The organism is Marinovum sp. (assembly GCF_048263515.1).
GTDB lineage: Bacteria > Pseudomonadota > Alphaproteobacteria > Rhodobacterales > Rhodobacteraceae > Marinovum.
Window position 1 is genome coordinate 119,107 of the sequence record NZ_JBLXEC010000007.1, and the last position, 15,197, is coordinate 134,303.

Sequence of the window (15,197 nt, forward strand, 5' to 3'; positions counted from 1 at the left end):
AGGCCCGCGCCCTTTGGTCATCGAACGTGCGCCGCTGCGGTTTTATTGCCGCCGGTCAAGGAAAAGTTTAAACTGAACTGGTCTGTTCAGCGTATCGTCCTTATATCAGCCGCATAACGTGGCGGAGCGATCCGCCACGGCAATTTATGCGTTGTTTTATGGTCAAAGAAGGCATGGCATGCGACTTATCCCCATTTTGACGGCGCTGGCTGTCACAGCATTTCTGGTGCTGGCCGTGCTGCAACGCGACGCGCTGTTTCGCTTCGCTCAGGAAAATCACCTGGCGCTGGTGATGGGCACGCCCGAGGACGAGGGCGCCGAGACCGAAGCAGACCCCGCTCCGGTGGAAGAAGCTCCTGCCGCGCCTGCCCCTCAGGGCGTGCGCGTGGTGGCCCGGACCTCGCAGGCCGAGATCGTCGACACCGCCGTCATCCTGCGCGGCCAGACCGAGGCCGCACGAGAGGTCAGCGCCAAGGCCGAGACCAGCGGTCTGGTGATCTCGGAGCCGCTGCGAAAGGGGACGTTCGTCACCGCCGGCCAACTGCTCTGCGAGCTTGACCCCGGCACCCGCGGCGCCGCACTTGACGAGGCGCTGGCGCGGCTGGAAGAGGCCGAGGCCCGCGTGCCCGGCATCGAGGCCGGCGTGCCCGAGGCCGAGGCCCGCCTGCAAGAGGCGCTGGCCCGCGTCGAAGAGGCCGAGATCAACGCCCGCGCCGCCAATGCGCTCAAACGCGACGGTTTTGCCACCGAGACCCGCGTCGCCGCCACTCTGGCCGCAGTACGCAGCGCCGAGGCCGCGGTCAGCGCCGCCCGCGCCGGGCTCGAAACCGCGAAATCCGGTCTGAAAGGCGCTCAGGCGCAGATCCGCAGCGCCGAGGCCGCCGTCGCCGTGGCGCGCAAGGAGATCGACCGGCTTCAGGTCAAGGCGCCCTTTGCCGGCCTTCTGGAAACCGACGTGGCCGAGTTGGGCACCCTGATGCAGCCCGGCGCGCTCTGCGCCACGATCCTTCAGCTCGATCCGATCAAGCTGGTGGCCTATGTGCCGGAAACCGAGGTCGCCCGCGTCGAGTTGGGCGCCATGGCGGGTGCCGAACTGGCCGAGGGCAGCCGCGTCACCGGCGAGGTCACCTTCCTGTCGCGCTCGGCCGATCCGACCACTCGCACCTTCCGCGTGGAGATCACCGCCGCCAACTCCGAACTGAAGATCCGCGACGGCCAGACCGCCGAGATCGCGATCTCCACCGCCGGCGTCCCGGCGCATCTGCTGCCTGCCTCGGTGCTGACCCTTAACGACGAGGGCGCTCTGGGCATCCGCAGCGTCACGCCCGAGAACACCGCGCAGTTCCTGCCGGTCTCCCTGCTGCGCGACACCCGCGAAGGTGTCTGGCTGGGCGGTCTGCCCGACAAGGTCGAGGTCATCACCCTCGGTCAGGAATACGTCGAGACCGGCGTCAAGGTGATCCCGACCTACGAAGAGGCAGCATCGGAGATCGGCCAATGACCGGCATGGTCGACTGGGCCGCCTCGCGCGCCCGCATGGTGATGGCTTTCATCGTCCTCTCGCTTCTGGCGGGGGGATTTGCCTATGTCGGCCTGCCGAAAGAGGGCGAGCCCGACATCGAGATCCCGGCGCTTTTCGTCTCGGTCCCCTTCCCAGGCATTTCCGCCGCCGATGCCGAGACGCTGCTGGTCAAGCCGATGGAGACCGAGCTGTCGGACCTCGACGGGCTCAAGACGCTCTCGGGCACCGCCGCCGAGGGCTATGCCGGCGTGGCGCTGGAATTCGAGTTCGGCTGGGACAAGACCAAGGTCATGGCCGACGTCCGCGACGCGATGAAATCCGCCGAGGCGAGCTTTCCCGAGGGCGCCGAGCAATACACCATCAACGAGATCAACTTCTCGGAATTCCCGATCGTCATCGTCAACCTGACAGGCAGCGTGCCCGAACGCACCATGGCGCGGGTGGCCAAAGACCTGCAGGACCGGGTCGAGGGGCTGGATTCGGTGCTCGAGGCCGGCATCGCCGGCAACCGCGACGAGATGCTCGAGGTGCTGATCGATCCGCTCCGGCTCGAGGCCTACAACGTCACCGCCGGCGAGTTGATCAACGTGGTGCGCAACAACAACCAGCTGATTGCCGCGGGCGAGGTCGAGACGGCGCAGGGCACCTTCGCGGTCAAGATCCCCTCGTCCTTTGACGAGCCGCAGGACGTCTACAACCTGCCGGTCAAGACCAATGGCGACCGGGTGGTGACGCTGGGCGATCTGGCGCAGATCCAGCTGACCTTCGAGGACCGTATCGGCACCGCGCGGTTCAATGGCGAGGAAACCGTCGCGCTGCAGGTGGTAAAGCGCAAGGGTTTCAACCTGATAGACACCGCAGCTCAGGTAAAGGCCGAGGTCGAGGCGGCGCAGGCCGACTGGCCGCCGGAACTGCGCGCTGCGGTCGAGGTCGGCACCTCGAATGACCAGAGCCGCGTGGTGGCCTCGATGGTCAGCCAGCTCGAAGGCTCGGTACTGACGGCCATTGCGCTGGTGATGATCGTCGTGCTGGCGGCGTTGGGAACGCGTCCGGCGCTGCTGGTCGGATTTGCGATTCCCACATCTTTCCTGCTCTGTTTCGTGCTTCTGGGCGTGATGGGCATTACAATTTCGAACATTGTCATGTTCGGCCTGATCCTCGCCGTGGGCATGCTGGTCGACGGGGCCATCGTGGTGGTGGAATACGCCGACAAGCGGATCCGCGACGGCGTGGGCCCGATGCACGCCTATGTCGAGGCCGCCAAGCGGATGTTCTGGCCCATCGTCTCATCGACCGCGACGACGCTCTGTGCCTTCCTGCCGATGCTGTTCTGGCCGGGCATCCCGGGCGAGTTCATGGGCATGCTGCCGGTCACCCTGATCTTCGTGCTCTCAGCCTCGCTGATCGTGGCGCTGATTTACCTGCCGGTCATGGGCGGCGTCACCGGCCGGATGAGCCGGCTGTTTGCCCGCTCCTCGGCCTGGCTCGAGGCACACTTTCCATGGATCATCCGGGCGCTCTTGGTGCCGGTCTCGCTGATGGTGATCTTTGTCGGCGCGATGCAGGCGCTGAACCCGAACTACCTCTTTGACAATACCGCCACCGGCCTCATGGCCGTTCTGCCCGGTGCGGTGATCTTCCTGCTGGGCGCCTTCATGGCCTCGGTCACGCTTGGTGCGGTCGAGTTCCACCCCCGGCGCAAGCGCATCCGCGCCGGCCGCCGCCGCACGCTGTTCGGCTGGGTGATCAAGCTGATCGCCGGCAACCCGATCATGCCGCTGGTCACCGCCGCCGCGGTGCTGGGCTTTGTCGTCTCGGTCTTCGGCTACTTCGGCGAGAACAACAAGGGCGTCGAGTTCTTCGTCGAGAGCGAGCCGGAACAGGCCATCGTCTACGTGCTGGCGCGGGGCAACCTCTCGCTCGAGGAGAAGGATGCCATCGTCCGCAAGGCCGAGGACATCGTGCTGTCCCATCCCGGCGTCGACAATGCCTTTGCCTTTGCCGGCGACGGCGGGCTGAATTCCAACACCGGCGGCGCCGAGCCGCCGAAAGAGACCATCGGCCAGATCCAGCTCGAGACCATTCCGTGGGAGGACCGCTCAGACCGCCCCGATCTGGACGGCGACATCATCCTCAACGAACTGCAGGCGCAGCTCGAGCAGATGCCCGGCGTCCGCATCGAGATCCTCGCCCAGGCCCGCGGCCCCGCCAGCGCCAAGCCGGTGCACCTGCGGCTCAAGGGAGACAACTGGGATGCGCTGATCGCCGCCACCGAAACCGCCCGCGCGCAGTTCGAGGCGACCCCGGGCCTCACCCTGATCGAGGACACCCTGCCCCTGCCCGGCATCGACTGGCAGATCGACGTCGACGTCGAAAAGGCCGGCCGCTTCGGCGCCGATGTCGCCACCGTCGGCGCCATGGTGCAGCTGGTGACCCGCGGCATCCTGCTCGACACCATGCGCGTCGACAGTTCCGACGAGGAAATCGAGATCCGCGTCCGCCTGCCCGACGAGGACCGGGTGCTCTCGACGCTGGATACCCTCAAGGTGCGCACCGCCGACGGGCTGGTGCCGCTGTCGAATTTCGTCACCCGCAAGCCGGTGGCCAAGCTGGCCGAGATCTCGCGCGTCGACCAGAAGCGCTATTTCGACATCAAGGCCGGGGTGAAGCCGGGGCTTGTGACCTTTGTCGCCGGCGAAGGCGAGGCCCAGCAGATCCTGGCCTATGGCCGCCCCGCCGTCGAGGGCGACAGCGACACGCTGACCCTGGGCGCCAGCGACTACGTCGTCGAGAGTTTCGAGGCCGGCCAGTCGCTGGACAGCCTGAGGGAGGCAAAGGCGCGCGCCGTGCCGCTCACCGCCAACGAGCGTATCGCCTATCTCACCCGCTGGCTCGAGACCGGCCCGCTGGCGCCGGGCCAGGGCAGCGGCATCGACACCGAATGGACCGGCGACCAGGAAGACCAGGAGGAATCCCAGCAATTCCTGATGTCGGCCTTTGCCGGCGCGTTGGGGCTGATGTTCATCATCCTGCTGGCGCAGTTCAACAGCTTCTACAACTCGGTGCTGGTGCTGCTGGCCGTGGTGCTGTCGACCACCGGCGTGCTGATCGGCATGCTGGTGATGGACCAGACCTTCAGCATCATCATGACCGGCACCGGCATCGTGGCGCTGGCCGGCATCGTGGTGAACAACAACATCGTGCTGATCGACACCTACATGGAATACAGCCAGTACATGCCGCGGATCGAGGCCATCGTGCGCACCGCCGAGGATCGCATCCGCCCGGTTCTGCTGACCACGATCACCACCATGGCGGGCCTCGCGCCGATGATGTTCGGCCTGTCGCTGGATTTCTGGGCCGGCGGCTATTCGATCGACAGCCCGACCGCGCTCTGGTGGAAACAGCTGGCCACGGCGGTGGTCTTTGGTCTGGGCATCGCGACGGTGCTGACGCTGGTCTTCACCCCGGCAATGCTGGCGATGCGGGTCTGGTTCTGGACCTATGTCTTCTGGTTCGCACGCCTGCTGGCGCGGCTAGGCCAGGGCCGGTCGAGCCGCGCCGCCCGCGACTGGGCGCTGACCCGCAAGGCGCGTCGCATCAAGCACCCGGAAATCCTCTGGGTCGACGATCCGGCGCCGCAGCCCGCCACCGCCGCCGATCCCCCGGACAGCGACCAACCCGAACTGCCGCTGCGCGCCGCCGAATAGGCGGCGCCCGCCCTCTCAGACCGCATTCCCGAAAGAAAGTCCCCCATGACAGCCACCGACGCGCCACCCGCCGAGGACGCCACCGCCGCCGATATCGCCAGGCAGGAGCGCAGCTCTGCCCTGCGCACCATCCGCCGCGTCGCGCCCTATCTCTGGCCCGACGAACACCCTTGGGTGAAACGCCGGGTGGTGGCGGCGCTGTCGATCCTGGTGCTGGCCAAGCTGATCGCGGTGGGCACGCCGATGCTCTACAAGGCCGCCGTCGACACTCTGGGCGGCGAAGGCTCGCCCCTGCTCTTGGGCGCGGTCGGTCTGACCATCGCCTATGGCATGGCCCGGCTGATGACCAACGGCTTCCAGCAGCTGCGCGACGCGCTCTTTGCCGCCGTCGGTCAGCGGGCGCTGCGCAAGCTGGCGCTCGAGACCTTCACCCACATCCACCGCCTGTCGATGCGCTATCACATCACCCGCAAGACCGGCGGGCTGAGCCGGATCATCGAACGCGGGGTCAAGGGTGTCGACTTCCTGCTGCGCTTCATGCTGTTCTCGGTCGGGCCGCTGGTGCTGGAACTGCTGCTGATCGCCGTGGTGCTCTTCTTTCTGTTCGACGTCTGGTACCTGGCGGTGGTGGCGGTGACCATCGCGCTCTATGTCTGGTTCACCTTCAAGGTCACCGAGTGGCGGGTGAAGCTGCGCCGGCAGATGAACGACCAGGACACCGATGCCAACCAAAAGGCGATCGACAGCCTGCTCAACTTCGAAACCGTCAAGTATTTCGGCGCCGAGGGCCGCGAGGCCGCGCGCTATGACAGTGCCATGGCGGGTTATGAACAGGCGGCGCTCAAGACCTCCTATTCGCTGGCCTTCCTCAACTTCGGCCAGTCCTTCCTGATCACCGCCGGTCTGGTGGGGGTCATGGTGATGGCCGCGCTCGGCGTGCAGAACGGCGATCTGACGGTGGGCGATTTCGTCATGGTCAACGCCTACATGATCCAGATCACCATGCCGCTGAACTTCCTCGGCACCGTCTACCGCGAGATCCGCCAGAGCCTTGTCGACATGGGCGAGATGTTCACCCTGCTGGGCCAGCCGGCCGAGATCTCCGACAAGCCCGGCGCTCCGGCGCTCAAGGTCGGCGGCGGCGAGGTGTCGCTCAACGACGTGCATTTCGGCTACGATGCGGCGCGGCCGATCCTCAAAGGCGTCTCGGTCACCGCCCATGCCGGCCAGAAGGTCGCCATCGTCGGCCCCTCCGGGTCCGGCAAATCCACCATCGGCCGGCTGCTGTTCCGGTTCTACGATGTCACCGCCGGGTCGCTCACCATCGACGGCCAGGACGTGCGCGACGTCACCCAGGACAGCCTGCATGACGCCATCGGCGTGGTGCCGCAGGACACGGTGCTGTTCAATGACACGATCTACTACAACATCGAATACGGCCGCGAAGGCGCAACCCGCGCCGAGATCATCGAAGCCGCCCGCGCCGCCCAGATCCATGACTTCATCGAGAGCCTGCCCGAGGGCTACGACACCATGGTCGGCGAACGCGGCCTCAAACTCTCGGGCGGCGAGAAACAGCGCGTCGGCATCGCCCGCACCCTGCTGAAAAACCCGCCGATCCTGCTATTGGACGAGGCCACCTCGGCGCTTGACAGCGAGACCGAGCAGGAGATCCAGGGCGCCCTCGACCGCGCCGCCGAGGGCCGCACCGTGCTGATGATCGCCCACCGGCTCTCCACCGTGGCCGAGGCCGACCTGATCATTGTCCTGCAGGACGGCGAGATCGTCGAACGCGGCACCCACGCCGACCTGCTCTCGCGCGACGGCCGCTATGCCAGCCTCTGGCGCCGCCAGCAGTCGGAAGACGACGCCGCCTGACCCCAAAACCAAAGGGCGGAGGCAAACACGCCCCCGCCCCCAATTCCTCTTGCTCCAAATACCCTCGGGGGAGTCCGGCTCTGCCGGACGGGGGCAGCGCCCCCAACTCCCCTCAGCCCAAAAGCACGCCGCTACTCCGCCGCACCCTCCTCGGGCAGGTCAAACACCTGCCCCGGATAAATCAGGTCCGGATCGCGGATCTGCCCCTTGTTGGCGTCAAACACCCGGACATAGAGAAGACCCTCGCCATAGCGCTCCCGCGCGATCTGCCAGAGCGTATTGCCCGGCTGCACGGTGACGATCTTCACCGGCCCGCCCTCGGCGCTGGCCTCGGAGGCCTCCTCAAGCGTCTCGCGATCCTCGCGCAGGAAGGGCGTCTCGGCGCGGGATTTGACCTCGCCGGCATCGTCCACCTCGTCGACGCGCAGAGTATAGACCCCCTTGTCGATCTCCGGCAGCGTCACCCACCATGACCCGTCAGAGCGGATCCGCGAGGTGGTGATCGGGGTGTTGTCGAGATAGACCCTGACAAAGCCGCCGGTCTCGCCCGTCACGCCGCGCCCGGCGAGGGCCACGTCGCCGGCGGTGTCATAGCTGATCGAGTCGATCGCCACCCGGTCCAGCACCTCCGGCCCCGGCAGCACCCTGACGCCCTCGTCGTCTGAGGCCAGCAACCGCGGCGGCGCCTGCGGCTCGGGCAGCACCGGCGCACTGTCGCGCGGCTCGGCGGTCACGGTTGTGTCGGTCTCGGGCATCGCGGAGGTCTCGGGGTCCTGCTCTGCGGCAGGCTCAGGCAGAGGCTCCGCGGCGGCGATCACCACCTCAGGCGCCGCGGGATCATCGGTCTCCGCCTCGGCGTTTTTGACAGCCTCAGAAGTTTCACCCTCGGCCTCGCTCCGACCCTCGGAAGCCGTCACCGGGCGCTCCGCGTCAGCAGCGATGTCGCTTGTTGCCTCGGCGTTCCGGTCCCCCTCAGGCGCGGTTTTCTCAGCCGCAGGGACAGTCTCGGACGAGGTCCCGACGGTTGCGTCGGCGACCTCGGTCACGTCGCTCGCGGCGGAACCCTCCCGCGCGCTGTCCTCGGCTTCCGGCTTTGAACTACCGCCGGTGTCAGTTTCGATCTCGGCCGTCTCGATGGACTCCGCCAACGTCGCGGTGTCCCCGGCTTCGGCTCCCGCACTTGCGCGTGCTTCTGTCTTCGTCTGTTCGGGCGCGGCTCCAGCGGTCTCCGCATCAGCCTCCAGCGACGCCCGCTGTTCCGGCTCGGGTTTCTCGACCGCGCCGAAGGGGGCGACGATGATCTCGGTCTTGGAGAAGACCTCTTCCTCCGCCAGCGACATGGCGAGGGTCATCAGACGCGGCTGGCGGCTCGGCGGGATGTGCAGCAGGCTGACAAAGCGCCCGTCGCGGCCGGACGTCGCCTCGCCGATCTCGCCGCCGTCGAGGAAGATGCGGACCTGCGCCCTGGCAGAGCCGGCGCCGGCGACGATGGCCGAGCCGTCAGGCTCGATGCGCACCAGGTCGAAGGTCGGCGGCAGCAGGCCGGCGGGGGCTTCGGCGGTGTCAGTGTCCGGGGTTTCGTCCTGTGTCGCGGGTTGCTCGGGGGCGGCTTCCCGAGCGTCAGGGGAGCCTGCGTCAGAGACACCGGTCGTGTCGGTCTCGGGGTCGGCTGCCTCGGCGGTGACAGTCTCGGTCACCGGGTCGCCATCCTGACCGACGGTCTCCGGCGTGGCAGCGGCCTCCTGCGCCACGGCGCTCTCGGGCTCGGCAGTCTTCTCATGCGCGTTGGCGGTGTCAGGGTCAGAGGCGGCCTCCTGCCCGGCTGCCGTGTCAGGTTTTTCCGCCTCCGGATCATCGGCAGGATCAGCGACGGCTTCGGGCGCGACCTCTGTGGACGTCTCGGCCACATCCTCGCCTGTCTCTCGCTCTGATGTTGCGTCCGCCGGCGCCTTTTCCGCCTCAGCCGCCATGTCGGGCGAAGCCGGCGCTACATCGCCCCCCGCACCGTTCTCCGGCTTGGCCAGCGCCGCCGGGGTCTCGCGCGGGGCCTCGGGATCGGGATAGAGCGTCCAGGCGATATATCCCGCCACGGCCACAGCCGCGCCGGCGGCGCCTCCGCCCAGATATCCGATCCACTTCGCCATTCGCATCCCCTTTGCGCGCTTTTGGCTAGTCCGAGGCGCGCTTCCCCTGTTTTCCGGCAGATATGCACAATTAACCGCCTAACCACCGGAAAAAAACGTACAAAACACTATCAGGGGCGGTCATGGCGGTCAAAATGTGGATTTCCGGCGACATTTTCGCACAAGTCCGGCCGCTGGGGACCGGTCGCGCTGCCTGCCCCCGGGGGTCCGCGTTGACTTCCGATGCTGCGCGCGCAACATGGGCAGAGGATACAGGACCTCATCATCAGGAGCGAGTGACAATGGCCGACATCTCCGTATGCGTTTACTGCGGCTCTCGCGACGGCGCCGATCCGGCTTATGCCCAGGCCGCCGAAACCCTTGGCCGGGCGCTCGCGGGCGTGAACTGGCGGCTTGTCTATGGCGCGGGCGACGTCGGGCTGATGGGCCGGGTGGCGCGCAGCGCACAGGAGAGCGGCGGCGAGACCTTTGGTGTCATTCCCAAGCACCTGATGGACATCGAGGTCGGCAAGCGCGATCTCTCGACCTTTGTGGTCACCGAGACGATGCACGAGCGCAAGAAGGTCATGCTGATGAACGCCGATGCGGTGATCCTGCTGCCCGGCGGCGCGGGATCGCTCGACGAATTCTTCGAGGTGCTGACCTGGGCGCAGCTTGGCCTGCATGCCAAGCCGGTGGTGCTGCTCAATGTGGCGGGTTACTGGGATCCGCTGCTGGCGCTGCTGGACCACGTGATCGACCAGGGCTTTGCCGAGGCTTCGCTGCGGGGCTTCTGGCAGGTTGCCGAGACTGTCGAGGACTGCATGGGCAAGTTGTCGGATGCGCTGGCGGTCTGAGACCGGCCTTTCGCTGAGCTGAATGTCGATTGCTGCCGGGGTCACTCGGGCGGCATTGGCCTGCGCCGTGCACTGAAGTTTCCGCAACAAAAAGGCCCGCCTGTCATGCAACAGGCGGGCCTCTGTCAGACTTTCGTCAAGCGGATCAGGCGCTTGCGAGGCGTTCCGCGACGTTTTCCCAGTTCACCAGGTTGTCGAGGAAGTTGTCCAGATAGGCCGGACGCTTGTTGCGGAAGTCGATGTAGTAGGAGTGCTCCCAGACGTCGCAGCCGAGCAGTGCGGTCTGGTTGAAGCACAGCGGGTTCACGCCGTTCGGGGTCTTGGTGATCTTGAGCGTGCCATCGGTGTCGACGACCAGCCAGGCCCAGCCCGAGCCGAACTGACCGGCACCGGCGGCGGCGAATTCCTTCTTGAAGTCGTCGACCGAGCCGAAGGCATCCTTGATGCGGCTTTCCAGCTCGCCCGGCATGCTGGTGTCGTTCGGGCCCATCATCTCCCAGAACTGCATGTGGTTCCAATGCTGCGAGGCGTTGTTGAAGATGCCCGATTGCGCGACGGCGCCGTCCTGGTAGGTGCCCTTGACGATCTCTTCGAGGGTCTTGCCTTCCCACTCGGTGCCGGAGATCAGCTTGTTGCCGTTGTCGACATAGGCCTTGTGGTGGATGTCGTGGTGGTATTCAAGGGTCTCCTTGCTCATGCCGAGGCCGGCAAGCGCGTCATGTGCATAGGGAAGATCGGGAAGTTCGAAAGCCATGGGTACAGCCCCTTTTTCTGGTGGTCGCGTTCCCGGTATAAGTGAGCGCCTGCGGCGAAGAGGTCAACCCCTGCCCGTGTTGCAGAGGGGCATATAAAAGCCTCTGCCCCGGGAGGGTTGGCGGTCTGGGCATGGGCTCTGTCCGGGATGGGTGGACCGCGCCTTGGGCCTCTCAGGCTTTGCGCACCTCCGGGCCTTGCTCCCTGCGCGTTAACAGCGGGCGCCAGCCCGCCGCGCATCGCCGGGCCGCCCCCCGGTACGGCGATTTGGTTGACGTGCGCGCTTCGCTCCGATCTCTTCCGGATGCGTCCAAGATAAAGCGCTGCCGAACCAAGCGAAGATCGCCGCACCGCGGCCCGACGCTGCACGGCTCCCGTAGGGTGGGTTTTCAACCCACCATGCCGCAGCGGTGGGCAAAATGCCCACCCTACAACCGCGCGCAAAGTAGACGCGCGACCACCGTTGCACTGCCTTTGGTCTAACTCAGGCCATGCCGACCCCCACGCCCCGCACCCAGCGCGTTAACAGCGGCCAAAGGCCGCCGCGCATCGCCGGGCCGCCCGCCGGCACGGCGATTTGGCAGCCGCAGGCACGCCACTCGGATCATCTTCGGATTTGTCGAGGATAAAGCGCTGCCGCACCAGGGATGGATCGCCGCACCGCGGCCCCTCGAGGCGCGGCTCGGGAGACTCAGGCGCGACGCAGCCCCGGGCTCGACCCGGGGCCTCCTGCCAAGCCCCTTGCGCGAGGACGACGGACCAGCCCGCTCAGTGAAACCCCACCGCCGATCCCGGCTGGGCAGCGTTCTTCAACAGGTCGAAGACATAGCGCGCCACCGAGCGGAAGCAGATCACCTGCGCCGAGGTCTCGCTTTCCAGCCAGAAGGCCGCCGGCACCTGCGCCAGCCGCGAGCGGCGCAGCTCGCCGGGCGGCAGGCCGGTGATGGACATGTCGGCCGGGGTCAGCTTGGCCAGGACATCGCGCAGCCCGCCGCCGCGCAGCTCGAACATGGCGCGGGCGTCCGAGACGTCGGTCACCAGCGCATGCACCCCCTGCAGCACCTTGGACATCGAGGCCGCCGCCCCCGGCACCTCGCCATAGGGGCAGAGCACCAGCAGCTCGTCAGGCGCCATCCAGAGCAGCCCGCGCTGCCCCTCGGTGTGTGCCGCGCGCCGGGGCGGCATATCGACACCGGCGATGCCGGTGGCGGCATTCCTGATCGGTGCGGCCGAGAGATCGCCGCGCAGCGAGATCATCCCCTGCGCCGGCTTTTCCCGCACCGAGATCAACCCGTCGAACCGCGCCCCGCCGAGGGCCGTGACCGGTGTAGCCAGCATCTCAGACATTCTGCTTCTCCCCGTCCTTGTCGTAGAACACCAGATCGGTGATCCGCGCCTCGATCATCGTGGTGCCGTCAGCCTTGGCAAAGCGCAGCACCTCGCCCATCCGGTCGGGCCCGTGGCGGACCAGCCCCATGGCGATGCCCTTGCCCAGCGTCGGCGAATGATAGGACGAGGTCACCCGCCCCTGCACATTGCGCTGGCCATTGGCATTGTCGCCGTCGTCGACCGCATAGGCACCGTCCGGAAGCACCGAGCCGTCGAGCGTCTCGAGGCCCACCAGCTTCCAGCGGTCGTCGCGTGCCATGTCGGGCCGCGCCTGCGCCCGCTTGCCCAGGTAGTCGGTCTTCTTCTTCGGGATCGCCCAGTCGAGGCCGAGGTCCTGCGGGATCACCGTGCCGTCGGTCTCGTCGCCGATCATGATGAAGCCCTTCTCGGCACGCATGATGTGCAGCGCCTCGGTGCCATAGGGCATGACGTCGAACTGCCGCCCGACGGTCAACAGCAGATCCCAGAGCTGGCGGGCGTAGCCGGCCTTGACCGCGATCTCGAAGCTCAGCTCACCGGAAAAGGAGATGCGGTAGATGCGCACCGGGATGCCCCCCAGCGCGCCCTCGGCCCAGCCCATGAAGGGCAGCGTCTCGGCGCTGACATCCATGCCACCGATGGCCTCGAGCACCTTGCGGGCCTTGGGGCCGACCACGGCGATCTGGCCGAACTGCTCGGTGACATTGGCCACATAGACCTGCCAGTCCCACCACTCACATTGCAGCCAGTCCTCCATATGGGCATGGATGTGATCGGCCCCGCCCGAGGTGGTGTGGCAGAGGAAAGTGTCCTCGTCGATCCGCGCCACCACGCCGTCATCCATCAGGAAGCCGTTTTCGTTGCACATCAGCCCGTAGCGGCATTTGCCGGGTTTCAGGGTCGACATCATGTTGGTGTACATCATGTCGAGGAAGCGGCCGGCATCCGGCCCCTTGACGACCAGCTTGCCCAAGGTCGAGGCATCAAGTAGCCCGAGGTTTGTCCGGGTGTTGGTCACCTCGCGCATCACCGCGTCATGGGTGCTCTCGCCCGCACGTTTGATGCAATAGGGCCGGCGCCATTGGCCGACCGGTTCCCACTCGGCGCCATTGGCGGCCAGCCAGCCGTGGATCGGCGTCTCGCGCACCGGCTGGAAAGTCTCGGCCCGGGCCGGGCCGGCGATGGCGCCCATGGAAATCGGCGTGTAAGGCGGGCGGAAGGTGGTGGTGCCGACCTGCGGGATCTCGGCCCCCAGCGCGCCGGAGAGCGTGGCCAACCCGTTGATGTTGCTGAGCTTGCCCTGATCGGTGGCCATGCCGAGCGTGGTGTAGCGCTTGGCATGTTCGACGCTCTCGAAGCCTTCGCGGGCGGCGAGCTGCACGTCGGAGACCTTGACGTCGTTCTGGTAGTCGAGCCAGGCCTTCATCCGGTGCTTCAGGCTGGCACCCTGCGGCATCATCCAGACCGGGGCCAGCGGCGCCTCTTCCTGCGGGCCGGCCTGCGGCACGTCCCTTGTCCTCGGGTCGCCGCCGATGCGCGCGGCATCCTCGAGCACCTCCTGCAGGGTCAGCGCGCCATTGGCGGCCCCGACGGCGGTGACCATCGGCTGGCCCGTGTCGCCCAGGGGCGGACGGTCGGGATCGGGGCGGAACATCACGCGGGCGGCGTCCCAGACGAGCTTGCCGCCGCAATGCGACCAGAGGTGCACCACCGGCGACCAGCCGCCGGACATGGCGACGGCCTCGCAGGAGATCTCCTCGATCACCGCGCCGCCTTCGCCGGCGTGGCTGCAGATGCCGACGCCGAGCACTCGCTTGGTGCCTTTCACGTGGTCGATGGCATGGCCTTGCAGGATGCGGATGCCCATGGCGCGGGCCTCGGCCATGAGCGGGCTGTCCTTGGGCAGGACGCGGGCGTCGATGATCGCCGGCACCGCGAGGCCCGCCCGGCGCAGGGCCAGGGCGGTGCGATAGGCGTCGTCGTTGTTGGTGACCACCACCGTGCGGTCGCCGGGACTGACCGCCCAGTTGACCACGTAGTCGCGCACCGCCGAGGCCAGCATCACCCCGGGCAGATCGTTGCCGGCAAATGGCAGCGGACGTTCGATAGCGCCGGTGGCGGTGATGATGCGGCCGGCGCGGATCCGCCAGAGCCGGTGGCGCGGACCGCGGGCGGCAGGCAGATGGTCGGTGAGCCGCTCGTAGGCCAGCGCATAGCCGTGGTCGTAGACCCCGGCGCCCATGCAGCGGGCGCGCAGGGTGACGTTCTCCATCGCCTCGAGATCCGCCAGCAACTGCGCAACATGAGCCTCGGTGCTGCGGCCCTCGATCTCACCGCCATCGACCGGCGCGCGACCGCCCCAATGGGCGGTCTGTTCAACCAGCAGCACCCGATCACCGGCTGCGCCGGCGCGCCTGGCCGCCTCGAGCCCGGCAAGGCCGCCGCCCACCACCAGCGTGTCGACATGGGCGTGAAAGTGCTCGTAGGTGTCGGGGTCGCGGGCCTCGGGATCAGGGGCCTTTCCGAGACCGGCGGACTTGCGGATGAAGGGCTCGTAGACATGTTTCCAGAAGGCGCGCGGTTTCATGAAGGTCTTGTAGTAGAAGCCCGCCGGCAGGAAGGCCGAGAAGGCCGCGTTGACAGCGCCCACGTCCATCTCGAGGCTGGGCCAGTGGTTCTGGCTCTGCGCGGTAAGCCCGTCGAACAGCTCGGTTGTGGTGGCGCGCTGGTTCGGCTCGAAGCGGTCGCCCTGCCCCAGGCCCACCAGAGCATTGGGTTCCTCGGCGCCGGAGGCCACGATGCCGCGCGGGCGGTGGTACTTGAACGAACGGCCCACCAGCACCTGATCGTTGGCGAGCAGCGCCGAGGCCAGCGTATCGCCGGCATGGCCGGTCAGGCGCTTGCCGTTGAAGGTGAAGCTCTGCTGTTTCGAGCGGTCGATCAACCGGCCGCCGGTGGCGAGGCGTGTGCTCATCTATCGGACCCT

General features: G+C 67.2%; 8 protein-coding genes. 4 read left to right on the forward strand and 4 right to left on the reverse strand.

The window, feature by feature from the left end; all coding sequences use genetic code 11:
* Window positions 1-178: 178 nt before the first annotated feature.
* Genes ACN0SE_RS09090 through ACN0SE_RS09100 form a run of 3 tightly spaced genes read left to right on the forward strand, consistent with a single transcriptional unit; the run spans window position 179 to window position 7,110 of the window.
* Window positions 179-1,501, forward strand: a complete 1,323-nt coding sequence (locus ACN0SE_RS09090) for an efflux RND transporter periplasmic adaptor subunit (protein WP_417524204.1) — start codon at window positions 179-181, stop codon at window positions 1,499-1,501.
* Complete coding sequence (locus ACN0SE_RS09095; protein ID WP_417524205.1) at window positions 1,498-5,232, forward strand: efflux RND transporter permease subunit; 3,735 nt, start codon at window positions 1,498-1,500, stop codon at window positions 5,230-5,232. Before ACN0SE_RS09090 ends, ACN0SE_RS09095 begins: the two co-directional genes overlap by 4 nt.
* Before the next feature lie 45 nt (window positions 5,233-5,277).
* On the forward strand, window positions 5,278-7,110 hold the full coding sequence (locus ACN0SE_RS09100) for an ABCB family ABC transporter ATP-binding protein/permease (protein WP_417524206.1): 1,833 nt from the start codon (window positions 5,278-5,280) through the stop codon (window positions 7,108-7,110).
* Between the two features lie 131 nt (window positions 7,111-7,241).
* Here the strand turns inward: ACN0SE_RS09100 and ACN0SE_RS09105 are convergent, their stop codons facing one another.
* Window positions 7,242-9,254: a LysM peptidoglycan-binding domain-containing protein gene (locus ACN0SE_RS09105; RefSeq protein ID WP_417524207.1), complete on the reverse strand. Its 2,013-nt coding sequence runs from the start codon at window positions 9,252-9,254 to the stop codon at window positions 7,242-7,244.
* A 281-nt stretch (window positions 9,255-9,535) separates the two neighbouring features.
* On the opposite strand from ACN0SE_RS09105, the gene ACN0SE_RS09110 reads away from it, so the two are divergent.
* Window positions 9,536-10,090 carry a TIGR00730 family Rossman fold protein gene (locus ACN0SE_RS09110; RefSeq protein WP_417524208.1) on the forward strand — a complete coding sequence of 185 codons (555 nt, stop codon included), beginning with the start codon at window positions 9,536-9,538 and terminating at the stop codon, window positions 10,088-10,090.
* 145 nt (window positions 10,091-10,235) lie between these two features.
* Here the strand turns inward: ACN0SE_RS09110 and ACN0SE_RS09115 are convergent, their stop codons facing one another.
* The 3 genes from ACN0SE_RS09115 to ACN0SE_RS09125 form a co-directional block, all read right to left on the reverse strand.
* Window positions 10,236-10,844, reverse strand: coding sequence for a superoxide dismutase (locus ACN0SE_RS09115; RefSeq protein ID WP_417524209.1), 609 nt, complete (start codon window positions 10,842-10,844; stop codon window positions 10,236-10,238).
* Between the two features lie 767 nt (window positions 10,845-11,611).
* Complete coding sequence (locus ACN0SE_RS09120; protein WP_417524210.1) at window positions 11,612-12,190, reverse strand: sarcosine oxidase subunit gamma; 579 nt, start codon at window positions 12,188-12,190, stop codon at window positions 11,612-11,614.
* Window positions 12,183-15,185 (reverse strand): sarcosine oxidase subunit alpha family protein, encoded by a 3,003-nt coding sequence (locus ACN0SE_RS09125; protein WP_417524211.1) that lies wholly within the window; start codon window positions 15,183-15,185, stop codon window positions 12,183-12,185. Before ACN0SE_RS09125 ends, ACN0SE_RS09120 begins: the two co-directional genes overlap by 8 nt.
* Window positions 15,186-15,197 lie beyond the last annotated feature (12 nt).